Raw genomic sequence first — 16,691 nt, 5'->3', positions numbered from 1 at the left:
AAGTCCCTCTCAAACACGCTCTGATATCCATGCCTGTGCTGGCGGCTAGTGTCGCCGTGGTGCGGATGGACGTCGCGCGGTGTGTGCGCTGGCTGGAGGACGTACGCCGCTACCAGCCCACTACGGTCTCGCGGCGCCTGTCAGTCGTGGTCGGTCTTATCGGGTCTGCGTCATCGACGCCATCCGGGAGCATTCGCTGGCCGACTCGTCCGTCGGCCCACGCTGCCGTCCGAGTCGCCGGCCCTTGGGCTGGAGCACCTGCGGGCCGATTCTGCGCAATACCCCCGGTGTTCGGATGGACCGGGATGCCGCCACCCGCCGGCTCAAGCACCTGGCCTACACGGCGGGGATCCGGATGCCGAGGATCCTCGCTGCCGTGCCTGACTGCAATGATCGAGGCGTGACCCACATCCCTGACCTGGCGCCCTATGACTACTATCCGGGCGCCCCGGACGCCATTGCCGTTGGTTGGCTGGATTCGAGCATGCCCTTCACTACAGGAGCCTGCCCGCGAGACGTTCGAGATCGCTTGGTGAGCCTCGGCGCCACACCAGTACGGCTCATGCGTGGGTACCACTACTGCCTGTTCTGCCAGGCAGCGGTCGAGCCTCAGCGCGTGATTCGGGCCGACGTTCGGCTCTACGAAGCTCCCGATGTTGCGCACGGGAACGGGGAGATCTGGCTCACCGGAGTGGATGGAACGAACTTCGCCGCACCGGCGCTGATCGGCCACTACGTTGAAGAGCATCGCTACCTGCCACCTGATGGCTTCATTGAGGCGGTTCGGACCGGTGTCCCCACCCCTGGCGTCGCATAGTGGGATCCGGCTTCTGCCGCACTCGGCTGGCATGTGAAGGTCAGCCGGACCGCTACCAGAGGGCCGCATAGACGCAAGGTGCTCGGCAGCTCACGCCCCTTCGGCGGTCAGCGGTCGGCGGCGCGATTCGGGCCGGTTCGGGGGAGCAGGTCGGGAACAGCCGGTCCAACGGCATCGGACTGGACTCAACCGCACCCACCCCTGCCTGCGGATCCAGATTTCCGCAGGTCAGGGTGGGTGCCGCGCCCGAAGGAATCCCGGTCTCAGGAACGACCCATGACCCGTGTACGGCTTTTGCCCGCCCCGAATTGCCGCATTCGCGGCAGCGTGCCCTCCATTGTCGGCAGTGCGGTCCTCAGGTCGGTGTGGCGAAACGGATCTCGTGTGACGCTTTGGGGGCGAGTAGGTCCAGCAGCTCGCCGCCCTCGGTGGTCAATGCCTCGCGGTCGGCTGCGGACAGTGGCTCGAATGGGTGCACGGTCAGGGACGCCGCGCCTCGTGCCGTGGCGAACGTCCAGGTTGCTGCGGTGAAGCCGTCGAGGAGTACCAGGCGGGGGACGGAACCGTGCGGCGCGAAGTTCTGCTGGCGGAGGCCGTCGGTGACCACCCTGGACCGGTCGTGGTGAGACAGCAGCAGGTTGTCGAAGTCGTACAGATACCGGGCAGGCGCGCTGACCTGGGGGTCGGGTCGGGGTGCGTCGGGTAGGTCGAACAGTTCGACGCCGTTCTCGTCGCGGAACGTGGCCAGGCGGGGCCGGAGCCGGTCGAGCACCTCCGCCAGTCGGGTGAGACCGCACCAGGTCTGCGCGTCGCGTACTGTCGCCGGGCCGAACGCGGCCAGGTATCGCAGGAGTATCTGGTCGATCGGCTGGTCGGTGCGTAGCGGCGCGCCGACCCACGATTCGAGCGGCGCGTGGACGGGTTGGCCACTGGCGCCCCACACGCCGCGCGGCGGGGTTTGCACGACCGGCAGCAGGTTGCGAACCGCGTAGGCGAGGCTCGCGGGGTTCCGATCTGGCCACCGCTGGGCCAGCAACCGGCCCAGTTCGCCCGGGGTACGCGGCTGCTCGTCGAGGAGTCCCCGGCCTGCAGCGACGAGCTCCGCAGTGTCCAGGCCGCGCATGGACCGGCCGTGTGTGTGGTTGGTGAACAGGTCGCGGTCCAACGCCGGCTGCACGAGCGGGCGTAGCGCCAGCGCGTCGGACGCGCTGACGAAATGGATCGTCGAGCGCATGAGCGCGATCCGCACTGCCCGTCGTTCGGTGAGCAGCGCCCCGATGTCCTCGGGTCGGCACTCGGTGAGCCGGGTCCACAGCCCCACGTACCAGGTGTGCGGGGTCTGAGCCTGCAGGCCGACGAGGTGCTCGATGGCCTGCAACGGGGTGAGGTCGGCGCGGCGCAGGAGCAACTGCCGCTCAAGGGTGGCGCGGTTGAGGGCGCGGCGGGTCAGGGTTTGCACGGGTGGCCTTCCCGGAGGGTCGAGATCAGGGGTACGCGCGGCGGGCGTACCTGCTGGGGTGTGGGTCAGGGGAGTTGGCGGAAGAAGCGACGGATGCTGCTCACCAGCAGGTCGGGGGGCCTTGTCGTACACGTGCCAGGACACGATGTTCTTGTGGTCGTTTCGACATCCTGCTCCTGGTCACCCGCGTTTCCGGCGTACCCACCAGCAGAATCACGGTCCACGATCGCGTCCCGGTCCGGTACCTGGATCCGATCCTTCCAGAGGCCTACTCCGGCAACTCCTCCGGCCATGGGCCTGAGCTGGGGCGAAAGGCAAGGTGGCCTTGCCCTGACTGCATCACGAGGCGGCCCGCGCGGTCGCTCATGACCGGGCGCGAACGGGCCGTGGTCCTGCGTGACCGGCGTTGGCTTCTACGCCGGTCGTCAGCAGCCAGACCGAGCCGAGATGGCAGGCGAACCTCGCTTTCGCATGTGACATCCGGCACTCAGTTTGGACTGTTCGGTCCATTTTCAGCGACCTGCCGTGGCCCTGCCAGGCAGAACAAGGAAAGAAAGGGAGTCTCATGGACGACATTGAGCGCCTCGGCATCGTCGAGGACATCCGCCGCGTCATGGCCCGGTACGTCCGCTACGCCGACCATCACCGTTGGCTGGACCTCGCCGGGCTCTTCACACCGAACGGCACCTTCACGCCCCAGAAGCCGGACGGCACCGTCTGGCTGCGGCTGGAAGGTCGCGAGCAGATTGCGGCGACCATCGGCGGCAGCAACACCCCTGGCGACACCCTCATCCACCATCTCTTCTCCGACGAGATCGACGTCGACGCGGCCGACGACGCCCGAGGCGTCTTCGCCATGGAGGACATCATCATCCGCCCGGACGACGCCCCGGTCTCCGACGACTTCCCGTTCAAGGGCATGCACGGCTACGGCCACTATCACGCGCGTTTCAGGCGGGTCGACGGCTCCTGGCAGATCTCCGAGCTCGTGCAGACCCGGCTGCGCCTCGACTTCACTTACTGATCCCCGAACTGGAAAGGCACTCACATGGAACTCGAGCGTTTCACCATCAACGTCCCGCAAGAGGCTCTCGACGACCTCAAGCGCCGCCTGAAGGCGACCCGGTTCGCCCAGGATCTCGACAACGAGGACGAGTACTACGGCCTCAGCACCGCGCGCCTCAAGCCGCTGATCGAATACTGGGCCGACGGCTACGACTGGCGCCAGGCCGAGAAAGAGCTGAATACCTACACCCGGCACCGCATCGAGGTCGGCGGCACCCCCATTCAGTTCATCCGCGAACCAGGCAAGGGCCCCAAGCCCATCCCGCTGCTGCTTCTGCACGGCTGGCCATGGCCGTCGACCTCGTACAACAAAATCATCCACCCGCTGACCGACCCGGCCGCGCACGGCGGCGATCCCGGCGACGCCTTCGACGTCATCGTGCCGGACCTGCCGGGCTTCGGCTTCTCCACGCCCCTCGGACGCGGCGACCTCAACTACTGGAAGATGGCCGACATCTTCCACGAGTTGATGACTGGCGTCCTCGGCTACGAGAAATTTGCCGTCGGCGGCTCTGACTACGGTGCCCTCATCCAAGCTCAGCTGGGCCACAAATACGCCAAGGACCTCTACGGTCTGCATACCGGTGTGGAAATGGTGCCGGGCATCTTCAGCGGCGACCGCTTCTGGGACCTGACCGGTGGCACCAACCTTCCGCCGGACGCCCCCGAGTTGCTCCGAGCCGACATGCGCAAGTTCATCGAGACCTACGCCGCACACGTCACGGTTCACATGCTTGACGGCCAGACCGTCACCCACGGCTGGAACGACTCTCCGGCTGGCATGCTCGCATGGCTGCTGCGCAAGTGGCAGACGTGGAGCGACCGCTGGACCGACGACTTCCACCAGGTCTTCCCCCGCGACTTCATCCTCACCGCGGCCACCATCTTCTGGGTCAATCAAGCGATCGGATCATCGTTGCGTGTCTACCGCAACGCGGAACGCTATCCATGGACGCCGTCGCACGACCGCAAACCGCAGATCGAGGCGCCGGCGGGCTTCACACTGCTGCTCGGCGACGTCAACCCGATCGGCGTCCGCACACCAGAGGAACGCATCGCAGCCTTCGAGAACGGTCCTACCCGCGATTGGTACAACCCCGTCAACGTCAAGGCGCACCGTAAGGGCGGCCACTTCGGAGCCCTCGAGAACCCCGAGGCATGGATTGCCGACCTCCGCGACACCTTCCGCGAACTGCGCTGACCATGTCGGCTCCGCCCCGGCCCGGGGCGGAGCCAGGGTCGTTGAAACTCCATGCCTCGCACTGCAACCGTCGCGCCGCTCCGCCCTCTACCGTCACTCCCGATCGTCATCTGGGCGGACGCCCATCACTCAGAGTGGACGGAAGCACCGAGGACGCCTCGATTCCCTTGCGACCGCACCGCGACGGCTGGTCGTGCAGCTCGGCACCGGGGGAGCGGGCGCGTGCAGTGCTCTTGGCTACGAGGACTTCGGTGAGCCGTCGCTCGACGGCGCAAACCTGCGTGGACGACGCAGCGCTTTCCTCTAGCCTTGGCTGGTCACGGGGAAAGGTCAGAACGTGCGCTGGTGGGAACGACGACAGGCTGGGCTGTCGGCCCGTCGGAGTCTGCCGACGAGGATGTCGTGCTGCTTCCGCTGATGCCGCAGCTCCAGCCGACACAGCACGACCGCGTACGCCCTGCGGCTGACGCCGCCTCGCAGACCCGGACGTCCGCAACATCGCACTGACCGGGTGCTACCCGAAGAAGTCGGCCGGTTTGCTCGCGGTCGTCGGTTCAGCGGCGTCCGCTCATGCCGAGAACAGTGCATCGTCGGCTGCAAACGCATTCCGCACATCGTCGTGGCGGAGTCAGACGTCAGCCAGCCGCACGATCAGCAGTCCAGCTCGACAGTCGCATTGTCCTCGATCTGCACCACGTCGGGGTCCCGGCGCAGAGCTTGAACCTGAGCGTCAGTCATGTCAGCGGAGAAGCTGTTGATGAAGTCGAACACTCTGCTCGGGGAGACCCCGGCTCGCGCGGCGACGGTAAGCGGATCACCGCTGCAACGAACGGAGACTATGTACCCACCATCGACACGCCGTTCCTGTGGGGCACGGAAATGCGGTGCAAGCCGATCGGGGTCGGGCTCGATGCGATCGATGTCCGAGTCTCCGGAAAGTGCCGCGACCCCGGCCCTCGGCGACTGTTCCAACTGCAGGCCGGTCAGCCTGGCGCCGAATCCCCAAGAGCCGACGATGCGGTACAAGTCGTTGGGCGAAAGCTGGTGCCGACTGAGTATTTGATAGGGATCGATTCCCGGTTTGACGATGACGAGGTAGTCGTTCTCAGCGGAGCGCCTCGCATACAGCGCCTCCAACGAGTGCGGCTCGGGTTTTGACTCTTTCTCGATGGCGTTCAGCATGGCGGTGGGGTCGTAGCCGCGCTCGCGTGCCTTGATGACGAGGTGCGCCGGTGGGCGGCGGCGCAGCTGCGCGTACGCGGGCGTCCCACTCAACTTGTGCATGTCTTCGAGGCTCAGTTCGTCGAGCGGGTGCCAGGGCTGATAGGCGTTGGGATATTCGGCCCGCAACGAGTCGTGGTCTGCCGGCAGATCCTGCACCGCGACCCTGATTGAACGCACCGAGCGCGTCGGAAGACTCGCCGACCCGCCAGCCGGATCACGGACGAAGACGAAGTCCGGTGTCATCGTCACGAAATGGGCCGGGTACGACCGAACCTCGCCATCTTCCTGCTCGATCTCCACGATGTACGGCAGATACACCGTCGGATCCGGCCACTCCGTCATCAGTGCCTCCCCTGTGAACCCCGTTGCGACCGGTTGGCGGTGGTGGTCACCGACCGCTCCGCTTCACCAGGAAGCCCATCACGGCGGATTTCGAGCGAATTTTTCAGCGGTCTGCCGCACGGACTTACCCGATAACGTGATCATGCCACGCAGGCGCTCTCATGCCGCGGATCGCGCGACTCGCGCCGCGTTCGGCGCGGTCGTTCAGGTAGGCGCCGAAGTGGCGTTTGGGCTCAGACTCGGATCCGGATGCTCAGCTGGGCGCCAAGCTGACGGAAGCCCAGGGCTAGCGCTACTTGGCGCGATGGGTACGGTCGAGCCCGCCACTGCGGCAGCAGACGGTCTGCCAAAGCGTCTGCGACTGCTGCGGAGGCAACGGCAGGCGCCAGCCCGCGTCCACGATGATTCGGCTCAGTGAGTACGCACAGGTGGGCGACAAGCCCCGGCCAGCGTCGGTAGCCAGCTGCGGCGACAACGCGATTCCCGCGGCGCACCACGAACGCGTCGGAGGTGATGTCGGCCAACCCGCATTCGTCGGCGTCGTCCGTTGCGACAGAGGCCAGAAGCCCGGCGAGATCGGCATGTTCGCCAGGGACCACATCCACGGAATCGAGTCCGGCCGGCTGGAAGTCGCACTCATCGAGATAGGCCAGGCTCGCCGGACCCAGCACCTCGGCGATCGGCAGGACGGCACGCAGCCGGTCAGCGTCGGTCAAAACCCCGACGGGTAACTCGTGCAGCACCGTACGCACGATCCCAGCCCACCTACCCGTCGGCACGGTGACGACGGCGGCGTCGCCCAACCCGACGATCCCGACCCAGCCCGGTGGACAGAGCCGGGACCTGGCCGAGACGGCTACCTCAACGCCACCGCCAACGGGGAAGTCCATCGAAACGCCAGCCATCTTGAGCCAAACCCTCCGAGCCCGAGCAAGCAACGGATCATGCGTCATGGACGCATCCTCACGCCTGGTCCATTGCTCACACCACCGAGTTCGCAGCCGTCCGGGTCGGCAACCTCTTCTGAGGCCGGCGAGGTGGTTCAGGGTTCGGGTGGACAGCGGAATCGCGGCAGGGTGAGACAGCGCAGCGAGGCTCCCGGTTGGGGCATCGGATCTTGCTCGACTGCTTTCCTACCGGGAGCCTCGCCCCATGTCCACATCAGGCCGTCAGACCGACCGTACCTGCACGTTCTGCGACCAACCTATCTGTCCCGGCCGGGGCCGGCCTCAGTCACCGGAGATCCAGAGATATCCGCGCGCCCGGGTCGCCTCCTCGATGAGCGCCCCCAGCGCCTGCACGTCGACCCGGAGCTCGGGGTTGCGGCTCGCGATCTCGTCCAGCTCCGCGGTCAGCTGCGGCAGCTGGATCAGGTTGATCATGGTGTCGCCGTAGGAATCGATCCTCGACACCAGGTGGTGCCGCTCCCGGTCGCTCGCCGCCACCAGGCGTTGCAGCGAGGAGCCTGCTTCCACGCCGGCATAGCGTTGCTCGTGCACCTGGTTCTCGATATACACATCGAGCCCCACCGCCGCGCCCCCTTCACGAAATGGCCGGCCAGGGCATTGCACACCCCGGCCGGCCAACCTTAAGGTCGTCAGTCCTTGCAGGGAATCGGGTACCTCGTTCGCACGCCGCCCCACCTGTCCTGAACCAACCATGTAACAACTCGTGATCTGTGCGCCACTGTCCTTCGACGTCCGGCCGACCGGCTTGTCGGCCTTCGCGTCACACTCGTAGTCGCCGTCCTTGTTCGGTCCGTTGCACGGGCACTTGTTGGCCTCGTCGACGAGATCGCCGAGATCCACCGTGTCGTCGAAGACGCCCTTTGCTGTCTTCGATCTTCGACCGTGACCTCCACTGTCACGATGAAAATGGCTCACTGACCAGCCCCTCCAGGTTGGTGAGCTCTTCGGCGAGTCCGAGGGTGTCAGCCAAGGTGCTCCCGGGCATCGGCCGGGCGATGTCCGCTAACTAGCCGCGATCCGATCGTTCGTGAGGTCAGCCGGTCCGCCAACCGGCCGGGTCGGTACCGCCGGGCACTGGCGCCGCGGGGTCGTAGGGCTGCCGGGTGAAGATGAAAGTGCCAAGATCGAGGTGGCTGACGGCGCCAGTCGCGTCGTGTTGCACCCGCAGCCGTTCGCCGGCGAAGTAGCCGTTGATCCCCTCCCAGCCGCCGTCGTCGGTGGGGCGCAGCCGGGTGCCGCGCCCGCCGGACAGCGGGGCCAACTCCACGAAGCCATCAGCCTGCGGGCGCAGCACATAGGGGGCCGGCCCCCAGTACCACGGGCCGGCGAGATCCAGTAGCTGTGGATCAACTGAGGGCAGCGGTCGCCACGGCGCAGGGATCCGCGGCTCCCGCTCGGCGACCGTCTGCAGCAGATCAGCGGCGAGAGCACCGGCGGACAGGCCGGCGGTCACGTTACCCATGACGACCGCGCCCAGAGCGTCATCGGGGTCGACCCACACGGTCGCGACAAAGCCCGGCATCGAGCCGGTGTGCCCGGCCAACAGCCGGCCGTCGCGGCGCAGCAGCTGCATGCCAAGCCCATAGCTCCTGTCCCAGTCCGTCGCCTCCGGCGGGCTCGCCGGGGTGCGCATCTGCGCGACGGTGTCCGGATGCAACACCCGGTCGTCGCCGTCGATGAGGAACGCAGAGAACCTCGCCAGGTCCGTCGCGGTCGACCACAGCTGCCCGGCAGGCGCCATCAGACCGGTGTCCACGGCCGGCTCCGCCAGAAGCACATCGGCCCAGGGGTGCACCGCCCAGCCCGTGGCGTGTGGCGCGACGGGCAGCAGGGTCGTGCGGGTCATCGCGAGCGGCTCCAGCACCTCGCGCCGCAGCACCTCGCCCCAGGCCTGCCCCCGAACTCGCTGCACCAGCGCGCCGAGCAGCGCATAGCCGGGGTTGGAATAGTGGTGGCGCTGTCCGGCGGGATGCACCTGCGGATCGCTGCCCAGCACGTCGGCCAAGTCGGGCCGTAGCGTGCCCGGGGTTCGCTCCCACCACGGGCCGGGCGCCTCAGCGATCAGCCCAGCGGTGTGCGCCAGCAGCGCACCGACCGTGGCCTGGCCCGCCGCCGTGCCCGGCAGGTGCTCGGCCAGTGGATCGGTGAGCGCGAGTCGCCCCTCGTCGCGCAGGCGCAGCACCAGCACCGCCAGGAAAGTCTTGGTGATCGAGCCGATCCGGTATTGGAGGTTGCCATCCGGCACCCTGCCGTCCACAGTTCCCCACCCGTCCACCCACACAGGACGGCCATCACGCACCACGGCAGCGACGACCGAAGGCGCCCGGCCCGCTACCTGACCAGTGGCCAGCCGGTGAACCAGCGCGCGCCGGGTTTCGGGTAGCAGCGGCGTCGGGATCGGTGACATGCGGGCAAACCTACCGGTGGCCCGCACGGCCCGTACCGATCCGACGCGTCCGGATCTGCCGCTGATGAGCGTGGCGTCCGTGACGGCGGACAGTGAGGCCGTGCCCGTGGGAACAGGTCGGGCACGCCGGGCAGGGCACTGTGATCACCTCGCGGCGACATATAGCCATCGCGATCGGCCACTCACGCGGTGAAGGTGAAGATTCTGCCGGTGGGTCGCGCCTGCTGAGGTTGTCCGTGGAACCGATGAGCGCCGACAGAGAACAGCACGTCAGGTGGTGCGTGGAATGCCTCCTCGGCGAAGCCGGCGTCGGTGAACCAGCCGCGTATCGCCGGGGTGAGGTCGGGACTGCGGCGCGTCCTGGTCCAGATCACGGTTGCGTCGGCTGCGCACAGCCGCGGCAAGGCGTTGATCGTTGCTCGCACGTCGCCGTCGCTGATATTGCCCAGCACCCCGGCGAGAACGACCAAATCGGCAGGGGCGGCCCTGCGGTACGCGGCGAAGTCGCCAGCATCGGCTTGGGTGGCGGTGATCCCGTTGAGACCAGCGGCGGCGATGCCCATCCGGGCGGCGGCCACGTTGCGAGGGTCGTACTCGATCAGCTCTGCGCATACCCGGTCGGCGTCCGACCGCGACGCAAGGGCGCCGATGAGGTCATGCCCTTGTCCCGCGCACACGCTGACGATCCGGAGCGAGGAGTCCGGCCGGTGGTCAAGCCATTCGCTGATGTGCTGCTGAACGAGCCGAAGCCTCCGCGACAACGGCGATGTGTCGTCGTCGTAGGGCAGGTGCCAGTCGTGCCAGTCGATAGCGGCAGTCACCGAAGCCATGCTGCCACGACCGGCGGAGGCGGTAGGGCGGCGTCGGCTCCTGCCGAAGAGCCCCTGCCGATCCCGGCCAGAACTCACCCGCACAGCGCGGACCGGAGCCCGCAGGTGCTCCATCTTGCAACAGGTACCTTGCTCTGGCAAGGTAGCATCATGCAGACCGATCCAAAGCTCGTAGCCTTGCGGCGCGGCCTGCTCGAACCACTCGTACTGGCTGCGGTCGAGTCCCAGCAGCGGTACGCGGCGGAAATCCTCGCCGCGCTGCAGGAGGCAGGCTTCCCCGCGCAGGAAGGCACGCTGTACCCGCTGCTGAGCAAACTCCGGCGAGACGGGCTTGTGCACCACGAGTGGCGTGAGTCGCCGTCAGGACCGCCCCGGAAGTACTTCTCCTTGACGGATGCCGGCAGAGGCCAGCTTGCCGCGTTCCGCGAGTACTGGAACGAGCTGACCCGCGTCATTGACTCGATTGGACGATGACCCATGACTGAGCCGATATCCATTCGCCTCACCGGGCATGTCGCGGCCTTCCCGGCCACCAGCGAAGCACGCGACGCCCTGCGGCGGTACCTCGACGATGCGCGGAGCGCGCTGCGCTCCGACCCAGACGCTGACGAGATCGTCCGAGATCTCGAGTGCGCGATCGGCGACCGGTTGAGCGCTTTCACAGGCTTGGGCGACGCTTCGGTGACCGGTGCCCAGATGACAGTGATCCTGGCTGAGCTCGGGCCGGTGAGCCCCGCACGCCCCTCGCCGCCTTCACCCGAGGGGAGGTCGCGTGGCCGGTTCTGGTGCCGGATCGATGAAGGCAAATGGTTTGGCGGCCTCTGCCTCGGGATCGCGGCGTACGGCGGGTTCCGCGTCGACTGGGTACGAACCGTCGTGCTGCTGTTGACCGTGCTTACCGGTGGACTACTGGCAGTGCCGTACCTGGTCCTGCTGCTCGTCCTGCCCGCCGTCCCGACGGTCGCCGACTATGAGCGTCAACGTGACGCACCGCGATACGCCTGAACCGAGCGAACGGAAAAGAGGGAGTCCGAAGCGCGCTGTTGTCGCTCAGCAATCCACCGTGCCACAGCCCGACCAGGCCCCCGCCGGATCCCACCACCTTCCGAACATGCGCGATCAACTGAGCTCTTCTGCCGCCGCTGACAAGGCGCGGCGATCGGGGGCGTGCTCCCCGATCGACCGCTGCCGGTGCCGCGTGGCGAGATGGTGCCGTGCCCCGGGTTATGGCTCACGGGTTGACTGGTGGCGTGGGTCCGCCTCGAACATGCACGCCGGTTGCCTGGCGCGGGAGCGCCGCCACAACCACTCGGTCACTCCGTCGTCCAACGATCGTGGTGGATCACCGATGACACCGGGCTTCGCTGGCGCCAGCCGTGCCGCTCCAGGTCCGGCGTCTGCTCCAGATGGGTGACCGGGCCGAGGCAGAGCCACGCCACCGGGCGGACGGTGGCCGGGATGCCGAGCAGGTCGCGTAGGAACGGCTCCCGGTAGAACGAGACCCAGCCGACCCCGAGTTGCTCGGCGGTTGCGGCCAGCCACAGGTTCTGGATCGCCAGACAGACCGAGTAGAGGCCGGCGTCGGCGATCGCGTGACGGCCGAGCACGGCCGGCCCGCCCCGCTCGGGGTCGTACGTGACGACGACTGACATCGTCGACTCCCGTACGCCATCGATCTTGATCCGGTTGAAGCGTTCCGCCGCCGCACCCTCGAGAGTGGCCGCGAAGGTGTCCCGTTCCCGCTCCACGTGCCGGTGGAACTCCTGCCGCAGCTCGGGATCGCGGACCAGGATGAAGTCCCAGGGCTGGGAGAGGCCGACGCTCGGCGCGGCGTGCGCCGCCGTGAGGACCCGGTTCAACGTCTCGTCGGGGATCGGCGCCCCGGTGAACTGGGCACGTACGTCCCGGCGGCGGTGGATGGTCTCGTAGAGGCCGGTGTCCAAGGCAGGCTCCCGCTGCGCTCGTGCCCCTGAGGGGGCGATGACGCGAGGCCGGTCTTCGGACTCCCGGATCTACGCTGGTCACCCGCCTTCCCAACCCCGCAGGGTCAGTGGCTGCGTCTGGTACGCGTGGGTGGCAGCTCCCCGGTCACCGCGGCGGGCCCGTGCCGGACTCACACCGGCTTCCCGATTCTCCCCACTCGCGCAGGGCACCTCGCAACGTTTGTGCCACCGCACACGATAACGGTCCCGACGAACATGGGAGGCCCCGGCGCCGCATCGCCAGTGATGGGCGTGGGCTCGTCACGATCGGGCATGGCGCGTGACCGTGGCGGCCAGACGCCGACGCCGTACGGGGACCTCCAGGCGGACGGGTCGGGTAGCATCTGCCTGTCGGGTCGAGAGGCGCTGCGACGGGCGGAGCCCGCCACGCTCGGCCCCCATCTCTTCGACAAGGGCGCCTCCGAGCTTCGGAGGCGACCGCTTGAGCGCGTTATTGAGCCAGAAAGACACCGCATCGTCGCTGCGGCAGCTGATGTCCCAGCGCGTTCTGGTGTTGGACGGCGCCTGGGGAACGATGTTGCAGGGCGCGCAGCTCACCGCCGCGGACTATCGGGGCGACCTGATTGTCGACCATCCGCAGGACGTCAGCGGTGATCCCGACCTGCTCAACCTCACCCGACCGGACGTCATTCTGGACGTACACCGGCGGTATCTGGCCGCCGGCGCCGACATCACCACCACCAATACGTTCACGGCGACGAGCATCGGCCAGGCCGACTACGGGCTCCAGTCACTGGTTCGTGAGATGAACGTTCAGGGCGCGCGGCTGGCCCGGCAGGCGGCGGACGAGTTCGGTGGCCGGTTCGTGGCCGGCTCGGTCGGGCCGCTGAACGTGACGCTGTCGCTGTCGCCGCGGGTGGAGGACCCGGCGTATCGTGCCGTCGACTTCGACGCAGTGCGCGCGGCGTACGCGGAGCAGATCTCGGCCCTGGCCGAGGGCGGTGTCGACCTGCTTCTGATCGAGACGATCTTCGACACGTTGAACGCGAAAGCCGCAATCGCCGCGGCCCGTGAGGTCGCGCCGCAGCTGCCGCTGTGGATCTCCGTGACCATCGTCGACCTGAGCGGCCGGACCCTGTCGGGGCAGACCGTGGAGGCTTTCTGGCGCTCGATAGAGCGGGCCGATCCGCTGGTCGTCGGCGTGAACTGCTCGCTGGGCGCGGCCGAGATGCGCCCGCACGTCGAGGAGCTTTCCAAGATCGCCGGCACCTACGTGGCGTGTCACCCCAACGCCGGTCTGCCGAACGCTTTTGGCGGCTACGACCAGACGCCGGAGGAGACCGCCGGCCTGCTCGGCGAGTTTGCCGCGTCCGGCTTGCTCAACATCGCCGGCGGTTGCTGCGGCACCTCACCGGAGCACATCGCCCGGATCGTCGCCGCCGTGGCCGGCACACCGCCACGGACGGTCGCCGCCCTGCCGCAGACCACCCGGTTCAGTGGGTTGGAACCGTTCGCGATCGGACCCGACACCGGGTTCGTGATGATCGGTGAGCGCACCAACGTCACCGGCTCGGCCAAGTTCCGCCGGCTCGTCGAGTCGGACAACTATCAGGGCGCGGTCGACGTGGCCCTGGAGCAGGTCCGCGGTGGCGCCAACCTGCTCGACGTCAACATGGACGCGGACCTGCTCGACAGCGAGCGCGCCATGACGACCTTCCTCAACCTCATCGCCACCGAGCCTGAGGTCGCCCGGATCCCAGTGATGATCGATAGTTCGAAGTGGACGGTCCTCGAGGCCGGCCTCAAGTGCGTGCAGGGCAAGGGCGTGGTCAACTCGATCAGCCTCAAGGAGGGCACTGAGGCATTCCTGGCTCAGGCCCGCCGAATTCACGACTACGGCGCCGGCGTGGTGGTGATGGCCTTCGACGAACAGGGCCAGGCCGACACCACCGAACGCAAGGTGTCCATCTGCGGCCGGGCCTACGATCTGCTCGTCGAGCAGGTCGGGTTCGCGCCGGAGGACATCATCTTCGACCCGAACGTCCTCGCGGTCGCCACCGGGATCGCCGAGCACAACGGATACGCGAAGGCCTTCATCGACGCCCTCCCGCTGATCAAGGCGCGCTGCCCGGGTGCCCGCACCAGCGGAGGCATCTCCAACCTGTCATTCTCCTTCCGCGGCAACGACGTGGTTCGCGAGGCCATGCATTCCGCGTTCCTGTTGCACGCTGTCCGCGCCGGGTTGGACATGGGCATCGTCAACGCCGGCCAGCTCGCCGTGTACGCCGATATCCCCGCCGACCTCGTCGAACTCGTCGAGGACGTGATCTTCGACCGGCGCCCGGACGCCACCGACCGCCTGGTCGCCTTCGCGTCGACCGTTACCGGTTCCGGCACGAAGCGTGCGGTCGACCTGTCCTGGCGCGAGGCGCCGGTGCACGAGCGGCTGTCGTACGCGCTGGTCCACGGCATCGTCGACTTCATCGAACAGGACACGGAGGAGGCCCGACAGGGCCTCGCCCGACCCCTCGATGTCATCGAGGGTCCGCTGATGAACGGAATGAAGATCGTCGGCGACCTGTTCGGCGCCGGCAAGATGTTCCTGCCGCAGGTCGTCAAGAGCGCCCGGGTGATGAAGCGCTCAGTGGCCTACCTCGAACCGTTCATGGAAGCCGAGAAGGAGCAGGCCCGCCTCGAGGGCCGGATCGACCCGGGCCGCGGGCAGGGCAAGGTCGTGCTGGCGACCGTGAAGGGCGATGTGCACGACATCGGCAAGAACATCGTCGGCGTGGTCCTGGGCTGCAACAGCTACGAGGTCATCGACCTGGGCGTGATGGTTCCGGCCGGCCGGATTCTGGACACGGCCGTCGCCGAGGGAGCTGACGCCATCGGCCTGTCCGGCCTGATCACGCCATCGCTCGACGAGATGGTCGCAGTCGGCGCCGAGATGCAGCGCCGCGGCCTCAAGATGCCCCTGCTGATCGGCGGGGCCACGACATCGCGTCAACACACCGCCGTGCGCATCGCCCCCGCGTACGACGGCACAACAGTGCACGTGCTCGACGCGTCCCGGGTCGTCGGCGTGGTGTCCGACCTGCTCGACGATGGCCGGGCCCGCGAACTGGACCGCGCCAACCGCGTCGAGCAGGAGCAGTTGCGCGAGGCGCATGCCAACCGGCGCTCCCAGCCGATGCTCGCCCTGACTGAGGCTCGCGCCAACCGCGAGGAGGTCGACTTCACCGACCTGCCGACCCCGGACTTCACCGGCCGGCGGACGGTCCAGCCCACCCTTCCCGAGCTGCGCGAGATGATCGACTGGCAGTTCCTCTTTCTGGCCTGGGAACTCAAGGGCAAGTTCCCGGCGATCCTGGACCAGCCGGTCGCCCGCGAGCTCTACGACGACGCCAACACACTGTTGGACAAGATCACGAAGGACGACTCCTTCCAGGCCCGAGGCGTCTACGGCTTCTGGCCCGCGCGCTCCGAGGGCGACGACATCGTCCTCGGCAACGGGGTGCGCCTGCCGATGCTACGCCAGCAGACGGTCAAACCGGCCGGCCGCGACAACCGCTGCCTGGCCGACTACGTGGCCCCCGACGGCGACCACCTGGGCGGCTTCGCCGTGACCATCCACGGCGCCGACTCCCTGGCCGCCTACTACGAGGCCCAGCACGACGACTACCGCGCAATCATGGTCAAGGCGCTGGCCGACAGGCTCGCCGAAGCCTTCGCCGAGTACATCCACCTGAAGGCCCGCCGCGACTGGTTCGAACCAGACGCCATGCCGGACCTCGCCGACCTGCACGCCGAACGCTTCCGGGGCATCCGACCGGCGCTCGGCTATCCCGCAAGCCCAGACCACAGCGAGAAGCGGGAACTGTTCGACCTGCTGAAGGCCGACGAGCTCGGGATCAGCCTGACGGAGTCCTTCGCGATGACGCCGGCAGCCAGCGTCAGTGGGCTGATCTTCGCCAACCCGGCGGCGAAATACTTCACTGTGGGCCGCATCGGCAAGGACCAGATCGAAGACTACGCCGCCCGCCGCGCCACCAGCGTCGCCGACGTCGAACGATGGCTGCGACCCAATCTGGCCTATGAACCGTCCTGACTGGTGTGCCGGCTGGGAGGGAGCGCCCTGCCGTGCTGCGTGGCGGCGCCGCCGCGGCCTTACCCCGGCTCCCTCCCGCCGCCGCACACCGGCGGCCCGGACATCGTTCAGGCGGCCAGGCGATGAGGTTGCTACCACGAGACCGGCCGCCACTGTCGACTACCGCGCATTCGAGCAATGCGCAGGTCACCGGAGCCGGGTGCGGCTGGAAGCGTTCAGGTGACGAGTCGGCTGGTAGGTCTCAAGCGCGAGAGCAAGGCATTCATCGCGAATGGCAACCCACTGGGCCCGAAGCTCGGCAGGAAGGGGAACTGCCGCTGGTCCACG

13 protein-coding genes, 1 pseudogene and 1 riboswitch are annotated in these 16,691 nt (G+C 67.7%); of the genes and pseudogenes, 6 read left to right on the top strand and 8 right to left on the bottom strand.

The genetic code is table 11. From position 1 onward, the window contains the following. The first annotated feature begins 295 nt into the window (after positions 1–295). On the top strand, positions 296–817 hold the full coding sequence (locus MED01_RS09440) for a DUF7919 family protein (RefSeq protein ID WP_238668133.1): 522 nt from the start codon (positions 296–298) through the stop codon (positions 815–817). Between the two features lie 355 nt (positions 818–1,172). On the opposite strand, the gene MED01_RS09435 is transcribed toward MED01_RS09440, so the two are convergent. Continuing rightward, complete coding sequence (locus tag MED01_RS09435; RefSeq protein ID WP_238668132.1) at positions 1,173–2,276, bottom strand: winged helix DNA-binding domain-containing protein; 1,104 nt, start codon at positions 2,274–2,276, stop codon at positions 1,173–1,175. 565 nt (positions 2,277–2,841) lie between these two features. Here MED01_RS09435 and MED01_RS09430 point away from each other — a divergent pair. Both MED01_RS09430 and MED01_RS09425 read left to right on the top strand, forming a co-directional pair. Then, on the top strand, positions 2,842–3,300 hold the full coding sequence (locus MED01_RS09430; protein ID WP_238668130.1) for a nuclear transport factor 2 family protein: 459 nt from the start codon (positions 2,842–2,844) through the stop codon (positions 3,298–3,300). Positions 3,301–3,324: 24 nt separating this feature from the next. Beyond that, positions 3,325–4,542 (top strand): epoxide hydrolase family protein, encoded by a 1,218-nt coding sequence (locus tag MED01_RS09425; RefSeq protein ID WP_238668128.1) that lies wholly within the window; start codon positions 3,325–3,327, stop codon positions 4,540–4,542. 651 nt (positions 4,543–5,193) lie between these two features. Here the strand turns inward: MED01_RS09425 and MED01_RS09420 are convergent. The 6 genes and pseudogenes from MED01_RS09420 to MED01_RS09395 form a co-directional block, all read right to left on the bottom strand. Continuing rightward, the gene (locus tag MED01_RS09420) at positions 5,194–6,108 is read right to left on the bottom strand and encodes a protease inhibitor I9 family protein (protein ID WP_238668127.1); all 915 of its coding nucleotides are present in this window, start codon (positions 6,106–6,108) and stop codon (positions 5,194–5,196) included. 233 nt (positions 6,109–6,341) lie between these two features. Then, positions 6,342–6,860, bottom strand: coding sequence for a GNAT family N-acetyltransferase (locus MED01_RS09415; protein ID WP_238668126.1), 519 nt, complete (start codon positions 6,858–6,860; stop codon positions 6,342–6,344). A 234-nt stretch (positions 6,861–7,094) separates the two neighbouring features. Then, a pseudogene (locus MED01_RS09410) lies at positions 7,095–7,193 on the bottom strand (IS5/IS1182 family transposase); the annotation flags it as partial. Between the two features lie 144 nt (positions 7,194–7,337). Then, positions 7,338–7,991 (bottom strand): hypothetical protein, encoded by a 654-nt coding sequence (locus tag MED01_RS09405; RefSeq protein ID WP_238668125.1) that lies wholly within the window; start codon positions 7,989–7,991, stop codon positions 7,338–7,340. A 118-nt stretch (positions 7,992–8,109) separates the two neighbouring features. Further along, on the bottom strand, positions 8,110–9,483 hold the full coding sequence (locus MED01_RS09400) for a serine hydrolase domain-containing protein (protein ID WP_238668124.1): 1,374 nt from the start codon (positions 9,481–9,483) through the stop codon (positions 8,110–8,112). A 182-nt stretch (positions 9,484–9,665) separates the two neighbouring features. After that, positions 9,666–10,304, bottom strand: a complete 639-nt coding sequence (locus MED01_RS09395; RefSeq protein ID WP_238668123.1) for a class I SAM-dependent methyltransferase family protein — start codon at positions 10,302–10,304, stop codon at positions 9,666–9,668. 159 nt (positions 10,305–10,463) lie between these two features. Between MED01_RS09395 and MED01_RS09390 the strand changes: the two genes are divergently transcribed. Both MED01_RS09390 and MED01_RS09385 read left to right on the top strand, forming a co-directional pair. Continuing rightward, positions 10,464–10,787 carry a PadR family transcriptional regulator gene (locus tag MED01_RS09390; protein WP_238668122.1) on the top strand — a complete coding sequence of 108 codons (324 nt, stop codon included), beginning with the start codon at positions 10,464–10,466 and terminating at the stop codon, positions 10,785–10,787. A 3-nt stretch (positions 10,788–10,790) separates the two neighbouring features. Next, positions 10,791–11,318, top strand: coding sequence for a PspC domain-containing protein (locus MED01_RS09385; RefSeq protein WP_238668121.1), 528 nt, complete (start codon positions 10,791–10,793; stop codon positions 11,316–11,318). A 308-nt stretch (positions 11,319–11,626) separates the two neighbouring features. Here the strand turns inward: MED01_RS09385 and bluB are convergent, their stop codons facing one another. Continuing rightward, on the bottom strand, positions 11,627–12,256 hold the full coding sequence (bluB, locus tag MED01_RS09380) for a 5,6-dimethylbenzimidazole synthase (protein ID WP_238668120.1): 630 nt from the start codon (positions 12,254–12,256) through the stop codon (positions 11,627–11,629). A gap of 29 nt (positions 12,257–12,285) precedes the next feature. Next, positions 12,286–12,485: riboswitch (cobalamin riboswitch) on the bottom strand. Positions 12,486–12,749: 264 nt separating this feature from the next. Here bluB and metH point away from each other — a divergent pair. Then, positions 12,750–16,364, top strand: coding sequence for a methionine synthase (gene metH, locus MED01_RS09375; protein ID WP_308193442.1), 3,615 nt, complete (start codon positions 12,750–12,752; stop codon positions 16,362–16,364). The last annotated feature ends 327 nt before the right edge of the window (positions 16,365–16,691 follow it).

Origin of the sequence: Micromonospora alfalfae (genome assembly GCF_022230925.1) — a bacterium.
GTDB lineage: Bacteria > Actinomycetota > Actinomycetes > Mycobacteriales > Micromonosporaceae > Micromonospora > Micromonospora alfalfae.
This window is presented reverse-complemented; position numbering and strand designations above follow the sequence as displayed.

Coding starts and splice junctions, on each gene's coding strand:
- MED01_RS09440 (WP_238668133.1), top strand. CDS start 296: ATGGACCGGGATGCCGCCACCCGCCGGCTCAAGCACCTGGCCTACACG.
- MED01_RS09430 (WP_238668130.1), top strand. CDS start 2,842: ATGGACGACATTGAGCGCCTCGGCATCGTCGAGGACATCCGCCGCGTC.
- MED01_RS09425 (WP_238668128.1), top strand. CDS start 3,325: ATGGAACTCGAGCGTTTCACCATCAACGTCCCGCAAGAGGCTCTCGAC.
- MED01_RS09420 (WP_238668127.1), bottom strand. CDS start 6,108: ATGACGGAGTGGCCGGATCCGACGGTGTATCTGCCGTACATCGTGGAG.
- MED01_RS09400 (WP_238668124.1), bottom strand. CDS start 9,483: ATGTCACCGATCCCGACGCCGCTGCTACCCGAAACCCGGCGCGCGCTG.
- MED01_RS09390 (WP_238668122.1), top strand. CDS start 10,464: ATGCAGACCGATCCAAAGCTCGTAGCCTTGCGGCGCGGCCTGCTCGAA.
- MED01_RS09385 (WP_238668121.1), top strand. CDS start 10,791: ATGACTGAGCCGATATCCATTCGCCTCACCGGGCATGTCGCGGCCTTC.